The 25,497-nt window shown below is 68.5% G+C and carries 24 protein-coding genes and 1 other RNA gene; 10 read left to right on the top strand and 15 right to left on the bottom strand.

Annotated elements, in window-relative coordinates; all coding sequences use genetic code 11:
- Positions 1–22 precede the first annotated feature (22 nt).
- Positions 23–505: a VOC family protein gene (locus tag AC3WOH_RS16130; protein WP_492230298.1), complete on the bottom strand. Its 483-nt coding sequence runs from the start codon at positions 503–505 to the stop codon at positions 23–25.
- Between the two features lie 173 nt (positions 506–678).
- On the opposite strand from AC3WOH_RS16130, the gene AC3WOH_RS16135 reads away from it, so the two are divergent.
- The 3 genes from AC3WOH_RS16135 to AC3WOH_RS16145 are packed head-to-tail and all read left to right on the top strand — an operon-like array spanning position 679 to position 2,758.
- Positions 679–1,185, top strand: coding sequence for a YbhB/YbcL family Raf kinase inhibitor-like protein (locus AC3WOH_RS16135; RefSeq protein ID WP_492230300.1), 507 nt, complete (start codon positions 679–681; stop codon positions 1,183–1,185).
- A 26-nt stretch (positions 1,186–1,211) separates the two neighbouring features.
- Positions 1,212–2,081 carry a helix-turn-helix transcriptional regulator gene (locus AC3WOH_RS16140; RefSeq protein WP_492230302.1) on the top strand — a complete coding sequence of 290 codons (870 nt, stop codon included), beginning with the start codon at positions 1,212–1,214 and terminating at the stop codon, positions 2,079–2,081.
- Positions 2,082–2,116: 35 nt separating this feature from the next.
- A complete protein-coding gene (locus AC3WOH_RS16145; RefSeq protein ID WP_492230304.1) occupies positions 2,117–2,758 on the top strand; it encodes a glutathione S-transferase family protein in 642 nt (213 codons plus the stop codon).
- A 29-nt stretch (positions 2,759–2,787) separates the two neighbouring features.
- Here AC3WOH_RS16145 and AC3WOH_RS16150 read toward each other — a convergent pair whose 3' ends face one another.
- Both AC3WOH_RS16150 and AC3WOH_RS16155 read right to left on the bottom strand, forming a co-directional pair.
- On the bottom strand, positions 2,788–3,549 hold the full coding sequence (locus AC3WOH_RS16150) for an enoyl-CoA hydratase/isomerase family protein (RefSeq protein ID WP_492230305.1): 762 nt from the start codon (positions 3,547–3,549) through the stop codon (positions 2,788–2,790).
- 42 nt (positions 3,550–3,591) lie between these two features.
- Entirely contained in the window at positions 3,592–5,184 is a 1,593-nt protein-coding gene (locus AC3WOH_RS16155; protein ID WP_492230306.1) for an AMP-binding protein, read from the bottom strand.
- 155 nt (positions 5,185–5,339) lie between these two features.
- Between AC3WOH_RS16155 and AC3WOH_RS16160 the strand changes: the two genes are divergently transcribed.
- Positions 5,340–6,755 carry a sigma-54 interaction domain-containing protein gene (locus AC3WOH_RS16160; protein WP_492230307.1) on the top strand — a complete coding sequence of 472 codons (1,416 nt, stop codon included), beginning with the start codon at positions 5,340–5,342 and terminating at the stop codon, positions 6,753–6,755.
- A 12-nt stretch (positions 6,756–6,767) separates the two neighbouring features.
- On the opposite strand, the gene AC3WOH_RS16165 is transcribed toward AC3WOH_RS16160, so the two are convergent.
- The 4 genes from AC3WOH_RS16165 to AC3WOH_RS16180 form a co-directional block, all read right to left on the bottom strand.
- Entirely contained in the window at positions 6,768–9,920 is a 3,153-nt protein-coding gene (locus AC3WOH_RS16165) for an efflux RND transporter permease subunit (protein WP_492230308.1), read from the bottom strand.
- Between the two features lie 42 nt (positions 9,921–9,962).
- On the bottom strand, positions 9,963–11,363 hold the full coding sequence (locus AC3WOH_RS16170) for an efflux RND transporter periplasmic adaptor subunit (RefSeq protein ID WP_492230310.1): 1,401 nt from the start codon (positions 11,361–11,363) through the stop codon (positions 9,963–9,965).
- Between the two features lie 164 nt (positions 11,364–11,527).
- The gene (rnhA, locus tag AC3WOH_RS16175) at positions 11,528–11,977 is read right to left on the bottom strand and encodes a ribonuclease HI (protein WP_492230311.1); all 450 of its coding nucleotides are present in this window, start codon (positions 11,975–11,977) and stop codon (positions 11,528–11,530) included.
- A gap of 51 nt (positions 11,978–12,028) precedes the next feature.
- On the bottom strand, positions 12,029–12,856 hold the full coding sequence (locus tag AC3WOH_RS16180) for a class I SAM-dependent methyltransferase (protein WP_492230313.1): 828 nt from the start codon (positions 12,854–12,856) through the stop codon (positions 12,029–12,031).
- On the opposite strand from AC3WOH_RS16180, the gene gloB reads away from it, so the two are divergent.
- Together gloB and AC3WOH_RS16190 are read left to right on the top strand one after the other, a co-directional pair.
- Positions 12,855–13,634 carry a hydroxyacylglutathione hydrolase gene (gene gloB / locus AC3WOH_RS16185; RefSeq protein ID WP_492230315.1) on the top strand — a complete coding sequence of 260 codons (780 nt, stop codon included), beginning with the start codon at positions 12,855–12,857 and terminating at the stop codon, positions 13,632–13,634. The genes AC3WOH_RS16180 and gloB overlap by 2 nt on opposite strands.
- Positions 13,631–15,205, top strand: coding sequence for a transglycosylase SLT domain-containing protein (locus tag AC3WOH_RS16190; protein ID WP_492230317.1), 1,575 nt, complete (start codon positions 13,631–13,633; stop codon positions 15,203–15,205). Before gloB ends, AC3WOH_RS16190 begins: the two co-directional genes overlap by 4 nt.
- Before the next feature lie 154 nt (positions 15,206–15,359).
- On the opposite strand, the gene AC3WOH_RS16195 is transcribed toward AC3WOH_RS16190, so the two are convergent.
- The 6 genes from AC3WOH_RS16195 to dnaX form a co-directional block, all read right to left on the bottom strand.
- Positions 15,360–15,512 carry a DUF3096 domain-containing protein gene (locus AC3WOH_RS16195; protein ID WP_145698004.1) on the bottom strand — a complete coding sequence of 51 codons (153 nt, stop codon included), beginning with the start codon at positions 15,510–15,512 and terminating at the stop codon, positions 15,360–15,362.
- A 141-nt stretch (positions 15,513–15,653) separates the two neighbouring features.
- Complete coding sequence (locus AC3WOH_RS16200) at positions 15,654–16,706, bottom strand: ABC transporter substrate-binding protein (RefSeq protein WP_492230319.1); 1,053 nt, start codon at positions 16,704–16,706, stop codon at positions 15,654–15,656.
- 189 nt (positions 16,707–16,895) lie between these two features.
- On the bottom strand, positions 16,896–17,321 hold the full coding sequence (locus AC3WOH_RS16205) for an MAPEG family protein (protein ID WP_492230321.1): 426 nt from the start codon (positions 17,319–17,321) through the stop codon (positions 16,896–16,898).
- Positions 17,322–17,445: 124 nt separating this feature from the next.
- Positions 17,446–18,045, bottom strand: coding sequence for a recombination mediator RecR (gene recR / locus AC3WOH_RS16210; RefSeq protein ID WP_492230323.1), 600 nt, complete (start codon positions 18,043–18,045; stop codon positions 17,446–17,448).
- Positions 18,046–18,241: 196 nt separating this feature from the next.
- Positions 18,242–18,574, bottom strand: coding sequence for a YbaB/EbfC family nucleoid-associated protein (locus AC3WOH_RS16215; RefSeq protein WP_184862400.1), 333 nt, complete (start codon positions 18,572–18,574; stop codon positions 18,242–18,244).
- Positions 18,575–18,640: 66 nt separating this feature from the next.
- Positions 18,641–20,665: a DNA polymerase III subunit gamma/tau gene (gene dnaX / locus AC3WOH_RS16220; protein ID WP_492230325.1), complete on the bottom strand. Its 2,025-nt coding sequence runs from the start codon at positions 20,663–20,665 to the stop codon at positions 18,641–18,643.
- A gap of 230 nt (positions 20,666–20,895) precedes the next feature.
- On the opposite strand from dnaX, the gene AC3WOH_RS16225 reads away from it, so the two are divergent.
- A complete protein-coding gene (locus AC3WOH_RS16225; protein ID WP_492230326.1) occupies positions 20,896–22,461 on the top strand; it encodes a methyl-accepting chemotaxis protein in 1,566 nt (521 codons plus the stop codon).
- 19 nt (positions 22,462–22,480) lie between these two features.
- Here the strand turns inward: AC3WOH_RS16225 and AC3WOH_RS16230 are convergent, their stop codons facing one another.
- A complete protein-coding gene (locus tag AC3WOH_RS16230) occupies positions 22,481–23,071 on the bottom strand; it encodes a TetR/AcrR family transcriptional regulator (protein WP_492230328.1) in 591 nt (196 codons plus the stop codon).
- A 70-nt stretch (positions 23,072–23,141) separates the two neighbouring features.
- Here AC3WOH_RS16230 and AC3WOH_RS16235 point away from each other — a divergent pair, with 70 nt between their 5' ends.
- Positions 23,142–23,546: a DUF4345 domain-containing protein gene (locus tag AC3WOH_RS16235; protein ID WP_492230330.1), complete on the top strand. Its 405-nt coding sequence runs from the start codon at positions 23,142–23,144 to the stop codon at positions 23,544–23,546.
- Positions 23,547–23,563: 17 nt separating this feature from the next.
- On the opposite strand, the gene AC3WOH_RS16240 is transcribed toward AC3WOH_RS16235, so the two are convergent.
- Positions 23,564–24,241 (bottom strand): hypothetical protein, encoded by a 678-nt coding sequence (locus AC3WOH_RS16240; RefSeq protein ID WP_492230332.1) that lies wholly within the window; start codon positions 24,239–24,241, stop codon positions 23,564–23,566.
- 225 nt (positions 24,242–24,466) lie between these two features.
- On the opposite strand from AC3WOH_RS16240, the gene ffs reads away from it, so the two are divergent.
- Both ffs and AC3WOH_RS16250 read left to right on the top strand, forming a co-directional pair.
- An RNA gene (gene ffs / locus AC3WOH_RS16245) (signal recognition particle sRNA small type) lies at positions 24,467–24,563 on the top strand.
- A gap of 187 nt (positions 24,564–24,750) precedes the next feature.
- Positions 24,751–25,488 (top strand): hypothetical protein, encoded by a 738-nt coding sequence (locus AC3WOH_RS16250; protein ID WP_492230333.1) that lies wholly within the window; start codon positions 24,751–24,753, stop codon positions 25,486–25,488.
- The last annotated feature ends 9 nt before the right edge of the window (positions 25,489–25,497 follow it).

Here is a 25,497-nt window from a genome sequence, read left to right on the forward strand (position 1 = left end):
GCGGACCTTCAGGCCGCCAGGCTCAGCCGCGAACCGCCTTTTCTATCGCCGCCACATCGATCTTTTTCATCGGCATCATGGCCTGGAATGCCCGCGCTGCCACGTCGCCGCCCTGGGCCATCGCATCGGTCAGCACGCGCGGCGTGATCTGCCAGTTGATGCCCCACCGGTCCTTGCACCAGCCGCACTGGCTCTCCTTCCCGCCGTTGCCGACGATGGCATTCCACAGGCGGTCGGTCTCGGCCTGGTCGTCGGTGGCGATCTGGAACGAGAAGGCTTCGCTGTGCTTGAACTGCGGGCCGCCGTTCAGGCCGATGCACGGGATGCCCGCCACGGTGAATTCGACGGTGAGCACCTTGCCCTTCTTGCCGCCGCCGGGGTAGTCCGAGGGTGCTTGGTGCACGGCCGTCACCTTGCTGTCCGGAAAGGTCTGTGCGTAGAAGTGGGCAGCAGCTTCGGCCTCGCTGTCGTACCAGATGCAGACGGTGTTCTTGGCGGCGGGCATGCAGGTCTCCGGTGTGGGAAAAACGGCCAGTGTGTCGCGTTCACGGCGCGCCTGCAAGCTGCGGCCTGTAGGACATCCGCTTGATCGGATTGGCACAGAATGCGATTGGCGCGGCACCCTTTGAAAGCACCTCGGAACCTAGACTTTCCCCACACCCACCACCAGGAACCGACATGCCTTTCAGCACCCAATCTTCCTTCACCGTGTACAGCCCCGACATGGCCGACGGCCGCGTGGCCCGCGCGCAGTTTGCCGCCAGCGCCATGAGCGGCCCGGGCGACAACCTGTCGCCGCAGCTCGAATGGCAGGGCGTGCCGGCCAGCGCGCAAAGCTTCATCGTCACCATGTACGACCCCGATGCACCCACCGGCTCGGGCTGGTGGCACTGGGCCGTGGCCAACATCCCCGCCAGCGCCCGTGCACTGCCGCGCGGCGCGGGCGTGGCGGGCACCGTACCGCTGCCGCCCGGCACGCTGGAGATCAACACCGACATGGGCGTGCCCGGATACGTCGGCCCCCTGCCCCCGCCCGGTGAGACGCACCGCTACGTGCTCACCGTGACCGCGCTCGATGTACCGCGGCTGGACCTGCCGCCCACGGCCATGCCGGCGCTGCTGGCCTTCATGGCCGGCGCCCACACGGTGGGCAAGGCCAGCTTCACCGCCATGGGCGCACGCTGATAGCCACCACGGAGCACGGAACCGCCATGCACCCACGCCACACCCAGGACGACGGAACCCCGCAGGCCCGCAGCATCCACGCCCTGCCCGGCGTGGGCATGGCAGCCCATGTGCTGCAGGGGCGCGGGCTGGAGATCCTGCGCATGCGCATGGACCAGCCCGCGCTGATCCTGGTGGACCAGGGAACCAAGACCGTGCGCTCCGAGCGCGGTGCATCGGCCCGCGCCCGGCCCGGGCAGGCCATCGTGATCGAAGGGCAGCAGACGGTGGACTTCACCAACGCCGTGCCCGAGGGCGTGGAGCACTACGAAGCCCGCTGGCTGGTGTTCGACACCGCGCTGCTCGAAGACCCCGGCTACCAGGCGTGCGCCGCGCAGTTGGAGCAGCAGCAGGCCAGCGTGCGCCTGCTGCCCAAGGTCGCAGCACCATTGGCCAGCGCCTTCGAGCGCGCTGCCCAGGCCCTGGCACCCGATGCCGCGTTGCCGGTGTCCATTGCGCGCCTGCGCGTGCTGGAGGTGCTGCACTGGCTGCTGGAGCAGCACGGCATGGCCTTGCGCGCGCCGCAAGCGCATGCCGATGTGTCCGCGAAGGTGCGCGCCCTCATCACGGGCCGGCTCGACACCGAATGGACCGCCGGCCGCATCGCCAGCGCGCTCGCCGTGTCCGAGGCCACGCTACGCCGCCGCCTGGTGGCCGAAGGCGCTTCGCTGACCCAGTTGCTGGTGGACGCGCGCATGGCCACCGCGCTCACGCTGCTGCAGGCCACCACGCAGCCGGTGTCGTCCATCGCGCTGTCGGTGGGCTACGAATCGCCTTCGCGCTTTGCGGTGCGCTTTCGCCAGCGCTTCGGCTTTGCGCCGACCGCCGTGCGCGGGCACGAGCGCGGCGCCGCCTGACCATTCTTATCCCGAACCCACATCCAAGACACCCCATGCTCAAGATCCACCACCTGGGCCATTCCCAGTCCGAACGCATCGTCTGGCTCTGCGAAGAACTGGGCCTAACCTACGACCTGGTGCACTACACACGCGATGCCATCACGCGCCTCTCGCCGCCAGAACTCAAGGCCTTGCACCCGCTGGGCGCGGCGCCACTCATCGAGGACGGCCCCCTGCTGCTGGCCGAGTCGGCCGCCATCGTCGAGTACATCATCGTCAAGCACGGCGGTGACCGCCTGAAGCTGGGGCCCGAGCATGCCGACTACGCGCAGTTCCTGTACTGGTTCCATTTCGCGAACGGCAACCTCATGCCCTTGATCGGCCGCATGATGTCGGTGAGCCGCTCCCAGTTGTCTGCAGACCACCCGGTGCAGCAGAACGCCCAGGTGCGGCTGGAACGGGTGCTGGCATTGGTGGAGGCCCGCCTGGGCGAAGCGACCTGGCTGGCAGGCGAGGAGTTCACGGCCGCCGATGTGATGAGCGTGTTCCCGCTGACCACCATGCGGCTGTTCCAGCCACTGGACCTCAAGCCCTACCCGAACATCCGCGCCTACCTGCAGCGCATCGGGGAGCGGCCGGCGTACCAGCGCGCGATGGCCAAGGGGGATCCGGATCTGGTGCCGTTGCTGGACTGACAGCGTGGTTCAACCAAGCTTGCGCAGCATCACAGCCGCCCCTGCGCAAACACCGCGATCCGCTGCGCGGTGTCCGGGTCCGCAAAGCACGCATTCGCCGCCTTGCTCTCGGCCACCAGCGCCTCTTCGATCCGTGGCCCCAGGCCCGAGGTGAGCACGCGCTTGAGGCGTGCCGTGGCGCCGGCCGAGCGGGTGGCCGCCTCGGCGGCCAGGGCCATTGCGGTGGACAGCATCTGGTCGGCGGGCACCACGCGGTTGACCAGGCCCAGGGCCTTGAGGTCTGCGGCGCTCTGGCGCTCGCCCAGCACGATGAGTTCCATCGTGCGCTGGTGGCCCAGGGCCTGGGGCAGCAGGTGCGTGACGCCGCCGGTGACAAAATGGCCGAGCGCCATTTCGGGGAAGAAGCAGACCAGGGTGTCCGCGGCCACCACCATGTCGCAGTTGAGCACCCATTCGAAGCCGCCGCCCACGGCATAGCCGTGCACGGCGCCGATGACGAGCTTGGGGCCGAACATGATGTCGCGCGTGATCTGCTGGATGCGTTCGCAGTGCTCGGCGATGGCGGCGGGGCTTTCGGACTGTTCGCCGAACTCCTTGAGGTCGTCGCCCGCGCAGAACGCACGGCCCGCGCCGGTGAAGACGATGCACTGCGTGGCAGGCTCGTTCTGCGCGGCCTGCAGGGCGGCGTGCAGGTCCACCAGCAGCGTGCCGCTGATGGCGTTGAGGCGCTCGGGACGCTGCAGGGTGACGATGCTGACGGCGCCCTCGATGGTGTGAATTGCAAAGCTCATGAACGGTGTCTCGCTTTCTTCGACGAATGGATGAATGGTTGATCAATAGGTGGAACGCGGCGCCTCCGCCTCGCGGTCCCAGGTGCCCGGCGCAATGCCTTCGGCCTGCAGGCGGAATTTCTCGACCTTGTCGGTGGGGGTTTTGGGCAGTGCGGGCAGCAGGCGCAGGTAGCGCGGCACCATGAAGCGGGCCATGCGTTCGCTGCAGTGCCGGGCCAGGTCGGCAGGCGTGAGGCGGCAGCCAGGGCGCAGCACCACGCAGGCCATGACCTCTTCCTCGGTCATGTCGCTTGGCACGCCGAACACGGCGCTTTCGAGCACGTCGGGGTGGGTCTCGATGCCCATCTCGACCTCGGCGGCCGAGATGTTCTCGCCGCGGCGGCGCACGATGTCCTTGGAGCGGCCGACGAAGTACATGTAGCCATCGGCATCCTGGCGCAGCAGGTCGCCGGTGTGGAACCACAGGTCCTTGAACGCAGCGAGCGTGGCCTCGGGCATGCCGTAGTAGCCCTGCATGAGCAGGCCGGGCTGCTCGGGGCGGATGAGCAGTTCGCCGGGCTGATCCACGGGCACGTCGAAGCCCTGTGGGTCTGCCAGCCGTGCACTGAAAGCAGGGTCCACCTTGCCGCACGAACCCGTGCGGCGCGGCTCGTGCAGGGGTGTGTACATGACACCACCGGCCTCGGTGGAGCCATAGAGCTCCACCAGGCGGCAGCCGAAGCGCTGCTCGAATTCTGGCGCAAACGCCGGCAGGGGCACGCCCCAGCCCAGGCGGGCGCGGTGGTCGCGGTCGCGTGGCGAGGGGGGCTGCTTCCACAGCATGGTGACCGTGGCGCCCATGAAGTCGAACACGGTGGCCTGCAGGGCGCGCACCTCGTCCCAGTAGCGCGAGACGCTGAAGCGCTCGCCGATGGCAGCCACACCGCGCAGCAGCAGCGCAGGCACGATGGTCATCACCGTGGCGTCGAGGTGGAACATCGGGTAGGGGCAGTACAGCACGTCGTCGGGCCGCAACTCCAGCCCCGCGATGAACAGCCGCGCCTGGGCCAGCACGAAGCGGTGCGCGATCATGGCGGCCTTGGAGCGGCCCGTGGTGCCCGAGGTGTAGAGCAGCAGGCACAGGGCATCGGGCGCCACCTCGGGGCGCGGCAGAGACTGCGCGGTGGGCTCCACGCTGCACAGAACGGCGTAGGGCTGGCAGCCATCGGGCAATGCGGCGCCCTCCCCCACCACAAAGACATGGGTGGCCGTAGCCAATTCGGGCTGCACCTCGGCCCATTGGGCATGCAGGGTGGCATGCACCACGGCCAGTCGGCTTTCCACCAGGTTGACGGCGGCGGCCAGCGCCGCGCCGCGGAACGAGGTGTTGACGGGAGCTGCCACCGCACCCAGCTTGGCCAGCGCAAACCACAGGATCGCCATCTCGATGCAGTTGGGCAGCATCAGGCTGACATGGTGGCCTGCGCGCACGCCCTGCGCGTGCAGGCCCGCGGCCAGGCGGTCGCTGGCCTCATCGATCTGGCGGTAGGACCACTCGCCCGCGGCCATGCGGATAAAGGGCTGGTGCGGCACCTCGGCGGCGGCGCGGCGCAGTTCGGCGCCGAGGGAGGGGGCAAGAGAAAGGGCGTTGGCCATGGCGGATGCAGGATAGGAATTGCCCTGCCAAAGGGCAAGGACCATGCCACCGGTGCTGTGCGCCCTTTCTCCTGTGCAGGCACGTTGACATCCACAATGCAGCGAATTTATTTACAACAAACGTTCAACTATTGAACGTTGTATATTGCAACTTCATGCCCACTAGGAAGCCATCCACCGCCCTGCCTGCCCCCGCCAACAGCAGCCCAGACGATCTGCTGGAACGCCAGGGCCAGCTCATCGAGGAGCTGCAGACCCTGGTGAACCATGTGCCCTATGGGCTGATGGTGCTGGAACCCGGCGGCGTGGTGCGTCACCTCAATGCCGAGGCCGCACGCCAGTTGCGCCTGCCGCGCCACCTGGCGCAGGGGCGCACGCTGGGTTCGCTGCTGGACTTCGACACCATGGTGGAGCAGGTGTTCCTGACGGGCGAGGGTTACACCGACCGCGAGCGCGTGATATCCACCCCGCGCTTTCAGCTGCATGTGCTGGACACGGCGGTGCCTGTGAAGGCGGCGGACGGGCGCGTGCTGTCGGTGGTGAACACCTTTCGCGAGATCAGCGGCGTGCACCGGCTGGCCGGCCGCCTGGCGGGCAGCCAGGCGCGGCACACCTTCGACACCATGATCGGCCAGAGCCCGGCGCTGCGGGCCACCATCGCCGCGGCGCGCAAGGCGGCAGCGGGCCAGGCCAATGTGCTGCTCAGCGGCGAAAGCGGCACCGGCAAGGAGGTGCTGGCCCAGGCCATCCACAACGCGAGTGCGCGGCGCGACGGCCCCTTCATCGCAGTGAACTGCGCGGCGCTGCCGCGCGATTTGATCGAGAGCGAGCTGTTCGGCCATGCGCCGGGTGCCTTCACGGGCGCACAGCGCGAGGGCCGGCCAGGCAAGTTCGAGGCGGCCAGCGGCGGCACCATTTTTCTGGACGAGGTGTCGGAGCTGCCGCTCGATGTGCAGGCCAAGCTCTTGCGTGTGCTGCAGGAGCGCGAGGTGGTGCGCCTGGGCAGCACGCGCGCCGTGCGCGTGGATGCGCGGGTCATCACCGCCAGCAACCGCGACCTGCACGCCATGGTGGCTCGCAAGGAATTCCGCGAAGACCTGTACTACCGCTGCCATGTGATAGCGCTGGCCCTGCCGCCGCTGCGCGAGCGCCCGGCCGACGTGGCGCTGCTGGCCACGCACTTCCTCGCGCGCTACGCGGCGGCACTGGGCAAGCCGGTGCACGAACTGCCCGCTGCCGTGCTGGCGGCGCTGCTGCAACACCCCTGGCCCGGCAATGTGCGCGAGCTGGAGAATGCGATGGAGCGGCTGGTGAACCTGAGCGAGGGCGGCACGCTGGACGCATCAGTGCTGGGTCTGATGCCAGCGACGGCCAACCTGCCGGCCGCTGTGGAGTCAGCCCCTGCCGGAGTGCGCAGTTTGCGCGAGGCAGAGCGCGAGGCCATCGCGCAGGCCCTGCGCGCCTACCGCTTCAATGTGACCCGCACGGCGCAGGCCCTGGGCATTGCCAAGCCCACGCTGTATGCCAAGCTGCGGCTGCACGGCATTGCGCTGGAGCGGCCGCTGGCCTAGGGCCGAGCCGGCCTACTTCGCCACGTAGTCGTGCGGCGGATGCAGCGGCTCGGCCGGTTGCTCCGCGGCCACGGCGGTGTTGGCGCCCGGCACGGCCTTGCGCGCGAACAGGGTGTACATGGTGGGCACGACGAAGATGGTGAGCAGCGTGCCCAGCGACATGCCGCCCACGATGACCCAGCCGATCTGCGAACGCGTCTCGGCCCCGGCGCCCGTGGCCAGGGCCAGCGGAATGGCGCCGAGCACCATGGCGCCCGTGGTCATGAGGATGGGGCGCAGGCGCTGGGCCGAGGCCTTGACGAGCGCATCCACCATCTCCAGGCCCTGCTCGCGCAGCTGGTTGGTGAACTCCACGATCAGGATGCCGTGCTTGGTGATCAGCCCCACCAGCGTGATCAGGCCGATCTGCGAATACACGTTGAGCGAGCCCCCGCTCCACTTGAGCGCCAGCAGCGCACCGATCATGGACAGTGGCACCGAGACCATGATCACCAGCGGGTCGATGAAGCTCTCGAACTGCGCCGCCAGCACCAGGAAGATGAACACCAGCGCCAGCAGGAAGACGATGCCCAGCGCCCCTTGCGAGCTGCGGAATTCGCGCGAGGTGCCGTTCAAATCGGTGGTGTAGCCGGGCTTGAGCACCTTGGCGGCCGTGGCGTCCATGAAGGCCAGGGCCTCGCCCAGCGAGTACTCGGGCGACAGGTTGGCCGTGATGGTGACCGATCGGCGCTGGCCGAAGTGGTTGAGCTCGCGCGGGCTCACGCTTTCCTTGACGTTGACCAGGCTCGAGAGCGGGATCATCGCGTCGTTGCGGCCGCGCACATAGATGCTGTCGATGTTCTCGGGCGTGGTGCGGCCGCTGGCCTGGGTCTGCACGATCACGTCGTACTGCTCCGAGTCGCGTTTGTAGCGCGTGACGGTGCGTCCGCCCAGCATGGTCTCGATGGCCCGGGCCACCACGTCCACGCTCACGCCCAGGTCGGCGGCGCGGTCGCGGTTGACCGCGATGCGCAGCTCGGGCTTGTTCAGGCGCAGGTCGGCCTCGGGGGAGATGATGCCGGGGTTCTTGGCGATCTCGGCCATCATGGCGTTGGACACGGCGTTGAGGTTCTCGTAGCTGTCGGAGGTCTGGATCACATAGGTCAGCGGGCGCGCGCGGAACGGCTGGCCCAGCGAGGGCGGCGTGATCAGGAAGGCATTCACGCCCGGCAGGCCCACCACCTTGGGCTGCAGCTCGCGCACCATGTTGAGGGTGCTGCGCGAGCGGTTCTCCCAGTCCACCGTGCGGTAAATCACACTGCCCTGCGCCACCGTGGGGTTGCCGATGTTGGCGAAGATGCGGTCGAACTCGGGATAGTCGCGGCCCACCTTTTCGAGCTCCAGCGCATAGCGGTTGGTGTATTCCAGCGTGGCGCCGTCGGGCGCGGTGACGTTGACCAGGATGGTGCCGCGGTCTTCCAGCGGTGAGAGCTCCTGGCGCATGCCGGGGTAGACCAGCACCAGCGCAGCGCCGCTGGCCACCATGGCCAGAACCACCAGCCAGCGCGCCTGGAACAGTGCGCCGCGCACGCCACCACCGGTGCGGCCACCCCAGCGCGCAGTGACGACCCAGCGCAGCAGGCGACCATAGGCGTCCGACAGGGCCGTGAGCCAGCGCTCCATGGAGCGGTCGAACCAGTTTGGTTGGGGGTTGTGCTTGAGCAGCAGCGAGCACATCATGGGCGACAGCGTGAGCGCCACGAAACCAGAGACCACCACGGCACCGGCCAGCGCCAGCGCGAATTCGACGAACAGCCGCCCCGTGCGGCCCGGCGTGAAGGCCAGCGGCGCGTACACGGCCACCAGGGTCAGCGTCATGGCGACGATGGCAAAGCCGATTTCGCGTGCGCCCTTGATGGCGGCCGAAAACGGGTCGAGCCCCTCCTCGATGTGGCGGTAGATGTTCTCCAGCATCACGATGGCGTCGTCCACCACCAGGCCGATGGCCAACACCAGGGCCAGCAGGGTGAGCGTGTTGATCGAGAAGCCCGCCAGCGACATCAGCGCGAAGCTGCCCACCAAGCTCACGGGGATGGTGACGATGGGGATGATGGAGGCGCGCGCCGTGCGCAGAAAAACGAAGATCACCAGGGCCACCAGCACCACGGCCTCGGCAATGGTGGTGTAGACGCTTTTCACCGAGCGGTCGATGAACAGCGAGTTGTCGTTGGCGATGTCGATGGCGATGTCGGGCGGCAGGTCGGCCTTGAGCGTGGGCAGCATGGCGCGCACGCCGGCAGACAGCTCCAGCGGGTTGGCCGTGGCCTGGCGGATCACGCCCAGGGAGATGGCCTCGCGCCCGTTCAGGCGCACGCGGCTGCGGTCGCTGGCGGCGCCCTCCTCCACGCGCGCCACGTCGCGGATGCGCACCGGAAAGCCGTTGACGGTGCGGATCACCACGTTCGCGAACTGCGCGGGGCTGGCCAGGTCGGTCTGCGAGGTGACGCTGAACTCGCGCTGCTGCGACTCGATGCGGCCGGCGGGCAGCTCCAGGTTGTTGCGGCGGATGGCGTCTTCCACGTCCTGTGTGGTGAGGCGGTAGCCGGCCATGCGCTCGGGGTCGAGCCACACGCGCATGGCATAGCGGCGCTCACCGTAGATGGGCACGTCGGCCACGCCGGTCACGGTCTGCAGGCGCGGCTTGACGATGCGGTTGAGCAAGTCGTTGATCTCCAGCGGGGTGCGCGTGTCGCTGCTGAAGGCCAGCCACATCACGGGCGAGGCGTCGGCCTCGACCTTGGCGATCACGGGCTCGTCCACGGCATCGGGCAGGCGGTTGCGCACGCGGGCCGTGCGGTCGCGCACCTCGGCGGCGGCGTTGTCGGCGTCCTTCTCCAGGCGAAAGCGCACGCTGATCTGGCTTTGCTCGGCGCGGCTGATGGAGGTGATCACGTCCACCGCGTCGATGCCGGCGATCGAGTCTTCGAGCGGCTTGGTGACCTGCGACTCGATCACCTCGGCCGAGGCCCCCGCGTAGCGCACGCTCACGGTGACCACGGGCTCGTCGATCTTGGGGTATTCGCGCACCGACAGGCGCGTGAAGCTCACGGCGCCGATCAGCAGCACCAGCAGCGACAGCACGGTGGCAAACACCGGCCGGCGGATCGAGAGTTCAGCGAGTTGCATGGCGGTCGCCCAGCAGGGTGCGGTGAAAGGGTGCCAGGTCGCTCAGGCGGGCTGGCGTGCGGCGGCAGCGGCAGGGGCCGGACGGCCCGGGGTGGCCACTGCGGCCTGGCAGGGGTTGGGGCCGGGCAGCGGCTCGACCAGCGTGGGCTGGGGGGCGGCAGCCACCACCACGGGGGCCGGCGCGGGGGCGGCTGCGGGCGCCGCCGGTGCGGCCGACGCGGGGGCATCGGCTGCACTGGCCGCGCCCGATGCCGCCCGGGCGGGCCCGGCGCTGCCCTTGGCCTTGCCAGTCTCGGGCTGGCCCAGCACCACCACGCGCACGGCCGTGCCGTCGCGCTGGATGCGCTGCTGGCCGGCGGTGACGACCAGGTCATCGGCGGCGAGGCCATCCACCACCTCGACGAGGCCGGGGGCACGCGCGCCCAGCTTCACGGCAGTGCGCTGGCTCACGCGGGTGCCGGGCTCCTTGCCGTCGACCACCTTGAAGACAAAGGCGTTGCTGCCCTCGGGCACGATGGCCTCCTCGGGCACCACGCGCGCGTTGGCACGCTCGGAGAACACCGTGGTCACGCGCGCGAACATGCCGGGGCGCAGCTGCAGGCGGCGGTTGTCGATGCAGCCGCGCACGGCCACGGCGCGGCCATCGGCGTCGATCTGCGGGTTGATGGCCTGGACGACGGCCGCATAGCGCACGCCGGGCAGCGCATCGAAGGCCACGCGCGCTGTCTGTCCAGTGCGCACCTTGCCCTGCAGGCGCTCGGGCAGGCGGAAGTCCACGTACACGGCGTCGAGGTCTTCCACGTTGACGATGTCGGCGCCGTCCTTGAGGTAGTCGCCCACGTTCACGCCGCGGATACCGGCAATGCCGTCGAACGGCGCCAGGATGCGCAGGCGCGAGGCCGTCGCCTGGGCCAGCGCGAGCTTGGCCTGCGCGACCTCGAGGTTGGCCGCACTCTCATCGACCGAGCGCTGGCTGATGAAACCCTGGGCCACCAGCTCCTGGTTGCGCTTGTGGTTGGCCTGGGCAATGGACAGCTCGGCCTGGCTTTGCTGCACCTGGGCGCGGGGCAACTGGTCGTCGAACTGCACCAGCACCTGGCCCTGGCGCACGCGCTGGCCATCAGTGAAATGGAGCGCCGTGATGCGCCCGCTGACCTCGGGGCGCAGCACCACGCTGCGGCGCGAGCGCAGGCTGCCCACGGCCTCGGCGTCGTCGCGCAAGGCCATCTGGCGCACCGGCGTGGCCTCCACGGCCACCACCCGGCCGGCGCCGCCCTGCCCGCCCGCCCCCCGCGCGCCGCCCGCAGGCCCGCTATCACCCGCAGGTGCAGTGGCAGCGTCCGTCTTCGCCGGCGCGGCCGGGCGCTGAAGCCACCATGCGGCCCCCGAGGCAGCAGCGATGCCGACGACAGCAACAACGAGATATCGGGTTTTGGACGCCATGGATGGATCAGCAACAGCAGTGAAATCGGTGGGACGGCCCGGGATTGCGGGCCATCCACCAATGTATCAGTGTGTGTCCAAAACCGCAGCTTCCGGCGATTTCAGCGGTGGGGCTTTGGAGACAGATGGCTGCTGGTAAACCCTTGGCCGCCCGCCTGGCAGGCTTAGATCCTGCCCAGGGCCTTGTCCACGCCCTTGTTGGCCAGTTGGTCGGCGCGCTCGTTGCCGGGGTCGCCCGAATGGCCCTTGACCCAGCGCCAGTCGATGCGGTGGCCGCCATTGGCGACCAGCGCATCCAGGCGCTGCCATAGCTCCACATTCTTCACCGGGGCCTTGGTGGCGGTGCGCCAGCCCCGGGCCTTCCAGCCGTGGATCCATTCGGTGATGCCCTTGCGCACGTACTCGCTGTCCAGGTACAGGGTGACGGCGCAGGGGCGCTTCAGGGCGGCCAGCGCCTCGATCACGGCCAGCAGCTCCATGCGGTTGTTGGTGGTGCCCAGCTCGCCGCCGAACAATTCCTTCTCCGACGTGCCCGCGCGCAGCAGCACGCCCCAGCCGCCCGGGCCGGGGTTGCCCTTGCAGGCGCCATCGGTGTAAATGACTACTTCGTTCAAGATCGATTCCTGTTCTTCACTACCCAGGAGTCTAAAGGCGCGAGCGCGGCCTCACCGCCGATGGGCCGTACCGGGGGGCGAGGGTGTGCGGTGGGCCACCGGCACGGTGGCGGCGTTGCGCTGCTTCGCCGTGCGCCATGCCGGGCCGAGCAGGCGCATGCCATGCACGCGCTTGACGGCCACGATGAAGTAGCCCGCGCCGAAGATGGGCCACCAGCGCTCGCCCAGCGGGTCCATCCAGCCAAAGCGCTCGATCCACTGGCTGCTGCGCACCGCCGGGCGGTAGCAGCCGAACTGCGCCGACTCCACCTCGAAGCTGAGCAGCCGCAGCCAGTCGCGCAGGCGGCGGTAGCCGATGAATTCGCCCACGTCGGGCAGGTAGAGGCTGCCGCGGCCAAAACGCTGGTACAGCCGTGCGCGGCGCTGGCGCAGGCCCCACAGGCTCATGGGGTTGAGGCCGCTGATGACCACGCGCCCCTCGGGCACCAGCACGCGTTCCACCTCGCGCAGCGCGGTGTGGGGGTCGATGCTCAGCTCCAGCGTGTGGGGCAGCACCACCAGGTCGAGGCTGGCTTCGGCAAAGGGCAATGCCACAGGTTCGGCCAGCAGCGCAATGCCCTGGCGGGGCGAGCCATCCTCGCGCAGGCTGGCGTCCGGGGGCGGGCCTTCGGCGTCCGCGGCCTCCTGGCCGAGCACCAGCCACTGGTTGGGCATGCGGTTGGTGCGCAGGCCGTCCAGCAGCGGCATGCCCAGCTGCACGGCGTGGTAGCCAAAGAGGTCGGCCACCGCCTCGTCCAGGCGGTTCTGCTCCCAGGCCAGCAGGTAACGGCCGGGCGGGGAATCGAACCAATGGTGCAAACCTATAATTTGATCGCTCATGAACCTGCTACCGCTGCCCGCCTTTGCCGACAACTACATCTGGATGCTGCACGACGCACGCCAGGCCATTGTCGTGGACCCGGGAGATCCCGCACCGGTTCAGAAGGCTTTGCACGACCAGGGACTGCGATTGCAGGCCATTCTAGTCACGCACCACCACAACGACCACGTGGGTGGGGTGGACGTGCTGCGCGAGGCCACCGGGGCCACGGTGTACGGCCCGGCGCGCGAGAAGATCCCCGAGCCGCTGGTGCGCCTGTCCGCCGGTGACACGGTGGATGTGGCGGGCCTGCACTTCACGGTGCTGGACGTGCCGGGCCATACGGCAGGGCACATTGCCTTCTACTGCGCAGACCTGGGCGACGGCACGCCAGCGCTGTTCTGCGGCGACACCCTGTTCTCGGCCGGCTGCGGGCGGCTGTTCGAGGGCACACCGGCGCAGATGCTCGATTCGCTCGACCAGCTGGCCGCCCTGCCCGGCAACACGCGGGTGTGCTGTGCGCACGAATACACACTATCGAACCTGAAATTCGCGCGCGCGGTGGAACCCGGCAACCAGGATCTGGTCCACTACCTCGGCTGGTGCGAGGCACAGCGGGCACGCAACGAGCCCACCTTGCCGTCGACCATTGCGCAGGAGCGCGCGGTGAACCCCTTTCTGCGCGTGCGCGAGTCCGGGGTGCGCCAGGCGGCCCAGCGGTTCCACCAGCAGACCGATCAACACGACGCGGTGGCAGTGCTGGCTGCCCTGCGCCAATGGAAGAACGAGTTTCGATGAAAATTGTGCACATCGCATGCCTGGCTGGCATGCTCTGGCTGACTGGCTGCGCCACCACCGGAACCGACACCACCGTGGCGGGCGGCGCATCCGACGGCCCCGCCATCCCCACCAACAACAAGACCCCTGCCCGCCCCGCGCACACGCCACTCATCCCCAATGGGCCGCTGCAGCCCATCATGGCGGTGAACGCCTTCAACGGCGGCGGCGTGGCCTCGCTGTCGGCCCCGGCCGACCTGTGGGACCGCATACGCCGCGGCTTTGCCATGCCCGACCTGCAGCACGAGCTGGTGCAGGACCGCGAGCAGTGGTATGCCACGCGCCCCGACTACATCCAGCGCATGACGGAGCGCTCGAGCAAGTACCTGTTCCACATCGTCGAGGAGCTGGAGCGCCGCGGCATGCCCACCGAGCTGGCGCTGCTGCCCTACATCGAGAGCGCGTTCAACCCGCAGGCCGTCTCCAGCGCCAAGGCGGCGGGCATGTGGCAGTTCATGCCGGCCACGGGCAGTTATTTCGACCTCAAGCAGAACGCCTTTCGCGATGACCGGCGCGACGTGCTGGCCTCGACCCGCGCGGCGCTCGACTACCTGCAAAAGCTCTACGGCATGTTCGGCGACTGGCACCTGGCCCTGGCCGCCTACAACTGGGGCGAAGGCAGCGTGGGCCGCGCCATTGCAAAGAACCAGAAGGCAGGCCTGGGCACGGGCTACACCGACCTGAACATGCCGGCCGAAACCCGGCTGTACGTGCCCAAGCTGCAGGCGGTGAAGAACATCGTGGCCAACCCCGATGCCTTCAAGACCGAGCTGCCGCTGATCGAGAACCACCCCTACTTCCAGACGGTGGACATCACCCACGACATCGACGTGGCGCTGGTGGCCAGCCTGTCGGGCATCCGCGAGGACGATTTCCGCGCGCTCAACCCCTCGTACAAGCGCCCGGTGATCCTGGCGGCCGGCACGCCGCAGATCCTGCTGCCCTGGGACAACGCCAAGGTCTTCCAGCGCAACCTCGAAGCGCGCCGCGAAGGCCAGTACGCCAGCTGGACCGTGTGGTCCGTGCCCACCACCATGACGGTGGCCGACGCAGCCCAGCGCACCGGCATGAGCGAGGCCGACCTGCGCAGCATGAACAACATCCCGCCGCGCATGCTCATCAAGGCGGGCTCGGCGCTGATGGTGCCGCGCTCGGTGACCACGCGCGAGGACGTGTCTTCGCACCTGGCGGACAACGGCCAGTTGGCCTTCGCCCCCGAGATCGTGACCCGCCGCACCACGGTGCGCGCCCGCAAGGGCGAAACTGTGGCCAGCGTGGCCAAGCGCTACAACCTGAGCGCCAGCAACGTGGCCGACTGGAACGACGTGAAGGCCAGCGCCGCGTTCAAGCTGGGCCAGCAGATCGTGGTCTACCTGCCGGTGCGTGCCGCCGTGGCGGCAGCCACCACCCAGGTGCGTTCATCGAACGTACGCAACGTGGTGCAGGCCCGCGGCAAACAAAGCGCGGCCAAGGCACCACCCTCAGCCCCCGCCAAGCGCGGCGGTACGCCGTCCAAAGTCAAGAAACGCTAAAGCCTCGCGGGTGATAGTCCGCGCCTTACGCGCCCAGACCCCGCGCTCAAGAGTTGCTGAAAAAGCTTCCTGGCTAGGCGCTCCGTCGCAGACAGTACTGAAAGTACGGCAAGACGGAGCAACGACGCCAGGGAGGTTTTCTCAGCGACTCCGTTTAAAGCTTAAGCGAGTGCATGCCCATCAGTCCTAGCACGCCCATGACGATGAGGTAGATCGCCACGATGGTGCTGAGCAGGCGTGGCATGACGAGGATGAGGATGCCCGCAATCAGGGAGACGAGCGGGCCGATGCTGAGGGTGAACGACATGGTGAGGCAGTCCTTGTTGGCTGGGGTTGGGTATCCGGAGGTTACGCATCCGGAGCGCCGGCCAATGTAAGCCATCTTCCCGACCCGAAAGCGCATTTTTCGGACAATCGTGCCACCCGCCCCTCGGCGCGCTGCGCAGGCTCAGACGTTGTATCTCAGGCGTGCCTTGCGCACCCACTCGTTGCTGAAGGTGCGGGCCAGATCGACCTTGGCGCCCGCCACGTCGGAGCCGGTGCGGCCCAGCACGCGCAGTGCGGTGGCGGGCCCGTCGTCGGGCATCAGGCCGTTGGGCGAGAAGGTCTCGCGCACACGGCTGAATGCGGCCAGGTACAGGCCCCGGTCGCCCAGCAGGTAGCTCGGCGGCACCAGCTTGATCAGATCGGCCGGCGCCGCGGTCTGCAGCCATTTGAGCGCATGCACGATGGCATTGGTGAGCGCCTGCACCTGCGCCGGCTGCTTTTGGACGAAGGCCTGGGGGGCGTACAGGCAGCCTGCAGGCATGTTGCCGCCAAACAGCTCATGCGCCCCCTTCAGGGTGCGCATGTCGCCCACGATGTGCACGTCCATCTTCTGTTCGAGCAGGGTCATGATGGGGTCGGCATGGCACAGTGCATGCACCTGGCCCGTACGCAGCGCCGCCACGGCCGGCGCGCCCGCGCCCACACCGATGAAGTTGACGTCGCGCTCGCGCATGCCGGCACGCGCCAGCAGGTGCACGGCCATGAGGTGCGTGGACGAGCTCAGGGCCGAGACGCCGATGCGCCGGCCCGCCAGGTCCGACAGTTCGTCATAGCGCGGCAGCGCCTTGCGCGACACCCCCATGGCGATCTGCGGCGCGCGGCCATGCAAGGCCATCGCCCGCAGGTGGTTGCCACGCACCTGCTGGCGGATGGTGTACTCGTAAGCCCCCGACCCCACATCGGCCGTGCCGTTGAGCACCGCCTGCAGCGCCATGGCGCCGCCGGCAAAGTCGGACACCACGACCTGCAGGCCCTCGCTCTCAAAATAGCCCAGCAGGTCGGCCAGCGCCAGCGGCAGGTGGTAGAGCACGCTTTGCCCGCCCACGGCCACCGTGACACGGCCCAGCCCTGGAGCGGCAGCCTGCTGCGACAGCACGGCAGGCGCGAACACCGTGGCCGCCGAGAGGGCGGATACGGCGCCAAATGCGCGGCGGCTGAGCATGGGTGGTGGCATGGAAAAAGAAAGGCGAAAAAGCCCATTGTTGCACTGCAACAATCGTGCCTCAGCAAGGCCCATCAGGCATCAGGGACTACCCCTGAGGACTACTACGTAGGTGACACCTGCCAAGGCCGAAAAGTGCCCCGAAAACGGTGCCTCGCACAGGCATGCGGCCAGGCCCGCCAGGGGCCCGCTCCCCGCCGATCAGCGGTGGTATCCGAGGAACAGGATGCCGATGTTCACCAGGAAGGCGCCCGACCACAGCGCGCTGCGCACGGTGGGCATGTCCGCCACATACATCATGATGTAGAAGATGCGCAGAAACACCCACAGCAGGGCCGCCAGGTCGAGCAGCGTCTGCGCGGCACCGAGCTGGTGCGCAATGATCACGGCGCCGATGAAAAAGGGCAGTGCCTCGAAACTGTTGGTCTGCGCCGCATTGGCACGCGCCTGCCAGCCCGTCTGCCGGGCCAGCCAGCCGCGCGGGTCGCGGTTGTCGAAGCCCCCTTCCTTGCGCGACTTGCCCCGCCCGCCGCTCTTGGCCAGGTAGGAACACGCCATGGGCAGCAGCACGGCCACCAGCACGCACCAGTAGGCCGCAGTGAAGCGCGCCATGTGCATGGAGTTCATTGGAATTGCACTTTCTTGGTATTGCTCGCCCATCTTGCCTGGCAAGCTATTGATTTGATAGTGGGGAAGGATTCTAAGCGGCCCCTGCGCGCAAGAGCCGCACGCCCTCTTCTTGAACAGGTTCTTAGCGCCGGTCCACCAGCGCATGGGCGATGGTGCCCAGGTCCACGTACTCCAGTTCGCTGCCCACTGGCACGCCGCGCGCCAGCCGCGTGACATGCAGGCCCCGGGCCTTGAGCGCCTCGCTGATCACATGCGCCGTCGCCTCGCCCTCGGCATTGAAGTTGGTCGCCAGGATCACCTCCTGCACCGTGCCATCGCTGGCCCGGTCCATGAGCTTGTGCAGACCGATCTCCTTGGGACCGATGCCATCGAGCGGGCTGAGCCGCCCCATGAGCACGAAGTACAGCCCCTTGAACGCGCCCGTGCGCTCCAGCGCCGACTGGTCCGCCGGCGTCTCCACCACGCACAGCCGCGTGGCATCGCGCTCCGGGTCCAGGCAGGTGCTGCAGACCTCGGCCTCGGTGAAGGTGTGGCAGCGCACGCAGTGGTGCACCGATTCCGCCGCATCCTGCAGCGCCCGCGACAAGGCCTGCGCCCCCTCGCGGTCATGCTGCAGCAGATGGAACGCCATGCGCGAAGCCGACTTCACCCCCACCCCCGGCAGCCGCCGCAGCGCCTGGATCAGGACATCGAGGGAATTGATAGACGATGAAGAAGCCATAGGCCTAATGTACGCAACAGCGAGTGAGCGCAGCGAAACGAGCCGCCAAAAACCCAGCCTTCATACCCCACCCTCAAGGGCGTAGCGAGCGGTCTTCAGGCTAGGCGGACGGAACACAGGAACCGGAACGTACTTGAAGTACGTGAGGATTCCGAGCACCGCCCAACGACGCATGGAGGCCGCTCGGTAGCCAGCATCAGAAAGGGAATTTCATGCCGGGGGGGAGGCCTGGCATGCCTGCCGTGAGCTTGCCCATCTTCTCCGCCGAAGTCTCTTCGGCCTTGCGCACCGCCGCATTGAAAGCGGCAGCCACCAGGTCTTCGAGCATGTCCTTGTCTTCGGCCAGCAGGCTGGGGTCGATGGTGATGCGCTTGACGTCGTGCTTGCAGGTCATGAGCACCTTCACGAGGCCGGCGCCGGACTCGCCCTCCACCTCGATGAAGGCCAGTTCGTCCTGGGCCTTCTTGAGGTTGTCCTGCATGGCCTGGGCCTGCTTCATCAGGCCGGCGAGTTGTCCTTTGTTGAACATGGTGGTGGTTCCTTGGTTGGATGGAGGATGTTGTTTATTGTTGGTTGACTGTACGGCCGTGCCGCTTCACGCAGGCTTGATGCTGCCCGGCACGATCTTGGCGCCGTGGTCGCGCAGCAGGGTCTGCACATAGGGGTCGTTCATCACGATCTCTTCGGCCACGCGCTGGCGTTCGGCGGCAGCGGCGGCATTGCGGCGCGCAGGGCTGTCGATCACGACACCCACCTCGACGCTGATCTGCGTGGCATGGCCGGCCGCTTCCAAAGCGCTGCGCAGGCGCTCGCGCGCCGTGGGCTGGTTCAGCGACTCGCGCTCCACACGCAGCAGCCAGTGGGCGCCATCGCGCGCCACCAGCTGCGACTGCAGGGCCAGCTCGCGCACCAGGGCGGTGACGGCCTCGGCCGCCACCAGGGACTGCACGGTGGTGTACCAGACATCGCCCTCCTCGGTGGGCGTGTAGCGGGCCGACGGCGGACGCGCCGCCGTGGGCGAGGAGGTGCCTGCAGGGGTCGGCTGCAGGCGCTCGCCCGGCTCGGCGGACATGGTGCGCACGGGGATGGACATCACCCCGGCCGCAGCAGGCCGCACGGCCACCGCGGGTGCCTGGCCGTTGTCGGCACCGCCCGCGCCCTCGCTGCCTTCCTCATCGCCGCCGCCATGCTGGCGGTCGAAGTCGTCCAGCGTACGCACCGGCAGCGCCATAGCCTCCCGAGGTTGCTGCACAGCAGCGGGGGCGGGCGCCGGGGCCGGTTCAGGATCGGCCACGGGGGCTGGGGCAAGGGCAGGCACGGCAGCCACCGCCTCCACGACGGCAGGAGCCACCGGCACGGGGGCGGCCGGCCGGGGCGCCACTGCGGGAGGCGCCAGGGGCGCTGCCACCGGCACAGGGGCCGCCGCGGGGGCCTGGACCTGGGCTGGCGCGGGTGCCGGGATGACCGGCTCAGCGCGCGTCAGAGTTTTTTTTTCCGCCGGGCCGTCTCCGGCCGGGGGTTTGAATGCCAGCAGGCGCAGCAGCACCATGGTCAGGGCCGCGTATTCATCGGGCGCCAGGCCCAGTTCGCCGCGACCGTGCAGGCACAGGCTGTACAGCAGTTGCGTCTCGTCGGCCGGCATGGCGGCCGACAGGCGTGCGGTCTCGGCGGCCTCGGGGTCGTCGGCATCGATGGCGCCCGCCATCTGCGGCACGGCCTGGAACACAGCCATGCGCTGCAGCACGGCGCTCATCTCCTCCAGCGTGGAGGCGGCGGACAGGCCGTTCATGCGCAGTGCATCGGCGGTCTCCACCACCGTCTTGCCGTCGCCCAGGGCCAGGGCCTCGATGAGGCGGAACACATAGGAGCGGTCTACCGCGCCCAGCATCTGGCGCACACCGGCTTCCTGCAACTGGCCGCTGCCGAAGGCGATGGCCTGGTCGGTGAGCGACAGCGCATCGCGCATGGAGCCGCGCGCCGCGCGCGACAGCAGGCGCAGCGCCTGGGGCTCGGCCGGCACGTTCTCGGCGGCCAGCACCCGGGTCAGGTGGCTGAGCACCGTCTCGGGCGCCATGGGCCGCAGGTTGAACTGCAGGCAGCGGCTGAGCACGGTGACCGGCACCTTCTGCGGGTCGGTCGTGGCGAGCACGAACTTCAGGTACTCGGGCGGCTCCTCCAGCGTCTTGAGCATGGCGTTGAAGGCCGTGTTCGTGAGCATGTGCACTTCGTCGATCATGAAGACCTTGAAGCGCCCCTGCACCGGCTTGTAGACGGCCTGCTCGAGCAGGCTCTGCACCTCGTCCACCCCGCGGTTGGAGGCGGCGTCGAGCTCGGTGTAGTCGACGAAACGGCCGCTGTCGATGTCGGTGCAGGCCTGGCACACGCCGCAGGGCGTGGCGGTGATACCGCCATTCCCATCGGGCCCCTGGCAGTTGAGCGACTTGGCCAGGATGCGCGAGACGGTGGTCTTGCCCACGCCGCGCGTGCCCGTGAACAGGTAGGCGTGGTGCAGGCGCTGCTGGGTGAGCGCGTTGGTGAGCGCCTGCACGACATGCTCCTGCCCCACCATTTCCGTGAAATTGCGGGGGCGGTACTTGCGGGCGAGCACGAGATAGGACATGGGCTGATTCTAAGGGGGTCTGCGCATGCCCCTGCGCAGCGCTCGCCGCGAGCGGCGCCCGCTTACACCTCGCAAAACCCCAGGCTGGCAACCCGGGAAAACACTGCGGGCTGTTCCTCTGTACATCCTGCAACACCCTGCCTAGCATGGGCCAGGAGCGCATTCACGCTCCGTGGCAGGCCGGGCCCGCAGCCGGCCTGCCAGCAACGCACGACGGAAGGTGGCTGTATATGGTGGATACCTCCCAGCGGCGGCCCATGGGGATCGCCAGGCGCATGGGCCTTCTGATTGCCTGCGCACTTGCCGGCATTGCGCTCATCACCGCCATCCTGCTCGGCTCGGAGCGCAGCCTCATCATGGAGGAGCGAAAGAGCAGCGTGCGCCAGAACGTCGAGTCGGCGCACAGCCTCATCGTGCACTTCCATGGCCAGGCCAAGGCCGGCAAGATGCCCGAGAAAGAGGCCCAGCAACTGGCCAAGGACAGCCTGCGCGCCATGCGCTACAGCGGCAACGAGTACTTCTGGATCAACGACATGCACCCCGTGATGGTGATGCACCCGATCCGCCCCGAGCTCGAAGGCAAGGACCTCACGGACAACAAGGACCCCACGGGCATGCGCCTGTTCGTGGAGTTCGTGAACGTGGTCAAGGCGCGCGAGGCGGGCTTCGTGCTCTACCTGTGGCCCAAGCCGGGCAGCACCGACCCGGTGCTCAAGGCCTCGTATGTCAAGGGCTTTGCGCCCTGGGGCTGGGTGGTGGGCTCGGGCGTGTACGTGGACACGGTGACCTCGACCGTCAACGAGCGCATCGTCAAGTTCGGCCTGGGTGCCGTGGCCCTGGCCGTGCTGCTGCTGGGCGTGGGCATGCTGATCTCGCGCGGCATCCTGCGCCAGCTGGGCGGCGAGCCCGACTACGCGGCCCGCATCACCGAACAGATGGCCCAGGGCGATTTGTCGATGGACATCGCCCTGCAACCGGGCGACCAGTCCAGCCTGCTGCATGGCATGCAGGCCATGCGCACCAGCATCGCCAACATCGTGAGCGAGGTGCGCTCGGGCACGCAGTCCATCGCCACGGCATCGACCGAGATCGCGGCGGGCAACAACGACCTCTCGGCGCGCACCGAGCAGCAGGCCAGCTCATTGCAGCAGACAGCCGCCTCCATGGAGGAGCTGACCAGCACCGTGCGCCAGAACGCCGACAACGCGCGCCACGCCAGCCAGCTGGCCAACACGGCATCCCAGGTGGCCGTGCGCGGCGGCACCGTGGTGAACCAGGTGGTGAGCACCATGGGCGAGGTGAACACCTCGTCCAAAAAGATCGTGGACATCATCGGCGTGATCGACGGCATCGCCTTCCAGACCAATATCCTGGCCCTGAACGCCGCCGTCGAAGCCGCGCGCGCAGGTGAGCAGGGCCGCGGCTTCGCCGTGGTGGCCAGCGAGGTGCGCGGCCTGGCCCAGCGCAGCGCCGAAGCGGCCAAGGAGATCAAGCAGCTGATCGACGCCTCGGTCAACAAGGTGGGGGAAAGCACCCGCCTCGTGGACGAGGCCGGCAGCACCATGACCGAGGTGGTCAAGAGCGTTCAGCAGGTCACCCAGATCATCAGCGAGATCGCCTCGGCGAGCCAGGAGCAGTCCTCGGGCATCGACCAGGTGAACGTGGCCATCTCCAACATGGACCAGGTCACCCAGCAGAACGCCGCGCTGGTCGAGCAGGCCGCCTCGGCCGCCGAGTCGCTGAATGTGCAGGCCGCCAAGCTGGAGCAACTGGTCAGCGTGTTCCGGCTGGGTTAGCGCGCGCGCCAGCCACCGCTCACCCCAGGGCGAGCAGGCGTGCGGCCAGCACCGAGGCCAGGTGCTGCGCCGGGGGCACCGCCACGCCCGGTGCCGTGGCCAGGGCACCATCGATGGCCAGGCTGGCCAGCCCGTGCGCCAGGCTCCAGCCCGCCAGGGCCAGTTCATCACCGCCCTCGGGGGCATGGGCCCGTGCGGCGCGCAGCAGCACGTGGAAGGCTTCGTCCGCTGCCGCCTGCAGTTCCGGGTGCTCGGCCTTGTGCTGCAGCAGGGGGCTGAACATGAGCCGGAACACGGCCGGGCGTGCCAGCGCAAACGCCACATAGGCCGTGCAGTGCCCGACCAGGGCGGCCGCCGTGCCCTCCCCCGCCTGCGCGCCCCGCATGGCTGCGGCCAGATCACTAAAACCCCGCGCAGACACGGCCGCCAGCAAGGCATCCAGGTTGGCAAAGTGGTGGTAGGGGGCCGCATGCGAGACACCTGCCGCCTTGGCCACGGCGCGCAGGCTGAGCGCGCCCCCTGCAGCCAGCAGAGACTCGGCGGCGGCCAGCAGGGCGGCGCGCAGGTCGCCATGGTGGTAGGGCGCACGGGAGGCTTGCAAAGGGGTCATGGCCGCGATCTTGACACAGTCAAGATCAGTCCGGACAATGCACCCATCTTGACAATGTAAAGATAAATCCATGACCCGACGCCTGCTCCAGGTCGCCACCGCGGCGATGGCACTCATTCCGGTGGCCACCGGCGTGCTGACCATGATGGGAATCGACGATCCGCTCTACCACGCCAGCGGCCTGCCACGGGACGCGCTGCTCGACGGCAACCTGCGCTTTTTCGGGGGCGTCTGGCTTGCGCTCGGGCTGGCCATGCTGTCGCTGGTGCCGCGGATCGAGCGCGAGGGGCGTCTGTTCGCCGTGCTCTGGGGGGCCGTGTTCCTCGGCGGTGTGGGCCGGGCCCTGTCGATGGCCTGGCTGGGCCTGCCGCCGGCGCCGTTCATCGGCTTCACGGCGCTGGAACTGCTGGGGGCCCCGGCCTTCATTGCCTGGCAGCGCCAGGTGGCGGCCCGCAGTGGCACTGCCGGCCCATGAGCCCCGATGCCCTGGAATCAGGGGAATGGCGGCGCGCCGAGCTTCTTCACGGCTTCTTCGCGGTAGGCGCTCAACCCCTTCTGCACGATCGACAGCCAGGCCCCATCGGTCGCAGCGCCCTGGGACTCTTCGGCATGCACGCTGATGCTGGTCGCAGCGGTCTCGCTGCCTGCGATATGGATGCTGGTCTCGACATCGGCATTCATGGTGATGGCCCAGAGACCCATGTTCACCCAGGACCACAGCTTGCGGATGCGCACGTCCACGACCAGGGGGTCGGGCCCTGCACTGCCCACGTCCCGGGCCACGCGGTAGCCCAGTTGCTGGAAGGCGCTACCCAGGTTCTCCCGCACCAGGCCGGTCACGGTCTGGCCCTCTTGCACCAGCACATCGCCCAGGGCCTTGCCGTAGGTGTTGCGCTTGCGGGCCACAGCGCGGGCCTTGACGGCTTCGGTGGCGGCGGCCGCGCCGCCAAAACCCAGCGATGGCACGTTGGGTGAGCGCGGAGCCTCCTCGAACACGCGCTGGTCCGTGACGGACTGGATGACCACGGCACGGGCCTTGGTCACCGTGGGAGCGGCAGCGGGGGCTGCAGGCCCCGTCACCTTGAGCTCACTGCGGTTGGTGGCGCAACCGGTCAGAAAAACGGCCGCGGTGGCCAGCAATGCGATCACGCCGTAGCGTCGAATACCCATGATTTCTCTCTCCCTCGTTGGTGGTGACGTTGTTGCCTGACCGCGTGCCGCCAGGCGGCACCGGCGAGGCACTATAACAATGGAAAATCGAGATCAATAGAAAAATCCAACCACCCAGAATGGCATCACCCGCTTGGGGGAGCGCCATGAAAAAAGGCGGCCCGCGGCAAGGACAAAAGGCCATCCGCGCCGGCAGCCCCTTCCACACCGGCTACAATGGCGGCTGACGGGCCTCCCCGCATGGCAAAGCGGCCAACCGGGTCAGGTGGGGAACCAAGCAGCCCTAACTGTGGAGTCAGTGCCGGGGGTAAGGCTCGTCAACTTCTCTTCTTGCTGCCATGCCTGCGCAGCACGGAATGCGCCCAGCGCGCAGCATCCCTTACCCATTTCCGTTTTTTTGCCCGTGTCGGTGCTGTCCGACACAGTTTTGCGGCGCTCGGCACTTCCCTCCACTGCGGCACAGGCGCACACTTTGTGGCATCGCTTCTCCCCCTTTTTCGGGTGCTGCCATGTCCACCGCCATGACCGTGCAAGTGTCCCCAACCCGCCGCGGCACCGCTGCGTACTGCCAGGGTCCGGCCGCAGCAACAGGCCCCGCGGCATCCCAGTGGATACGGCCCGCGTGCACCCTGGGGTTGGTCCTCTTCGGAACCGGCTGGGCGGTCGCGGCCGATACCTCCTCGTTCGGCGATGAGGCCATGGCCGGCCTGCAGGAGGAATCCGCACCGTGGGCTTCTGCCTATGAAGTCCGCAGTGCCGTGCTGCCCGAGCTGGGCGACTACGCCGTGCGCAACCCGGCCCTCGCAGGCGGCGGCAACGCCCCCAACACCCAGTATCTGGACTTCACGCGCTGGCTCACACCGGACGCCGCGGCACGCTTCGGCCTTTCCCTGGGCCTGAGCGCTCCCGCACCTGGCGCCCTGCCGCTGGCGCCCGAAGCCGCCTCCCCCGCCAGCCTGGACCTGGGCGTGCGCTGGAGGTCGCGGCTGGAGAGCGGGCGCCAACTCGACGTCACGGCCTGGGCACGCACGCCGCAGGGGGCGCAGGCCTCGGACGCCCTGGGCCTGATCCGGCAGGCGCAGCAGCCCTTGTATGGCACGCGCGTGGAGGTGCAGTGGGCGACCGCCAAGACCGGCGGGCTCACGCCCGAGTTCGGCGCCGTGGGCGTGCAACTGGAGGGCGGATCGCGCCTGGTGCTGCGTGCGCGCAAGGGCGGCCCCATGCTGTACTACCGCTCGAAATTCTGAGTTCCCGGC

It is taken from the genome of Acidovorax sp. FW305-C-20-28 (genome assembly GCF_058783375.1).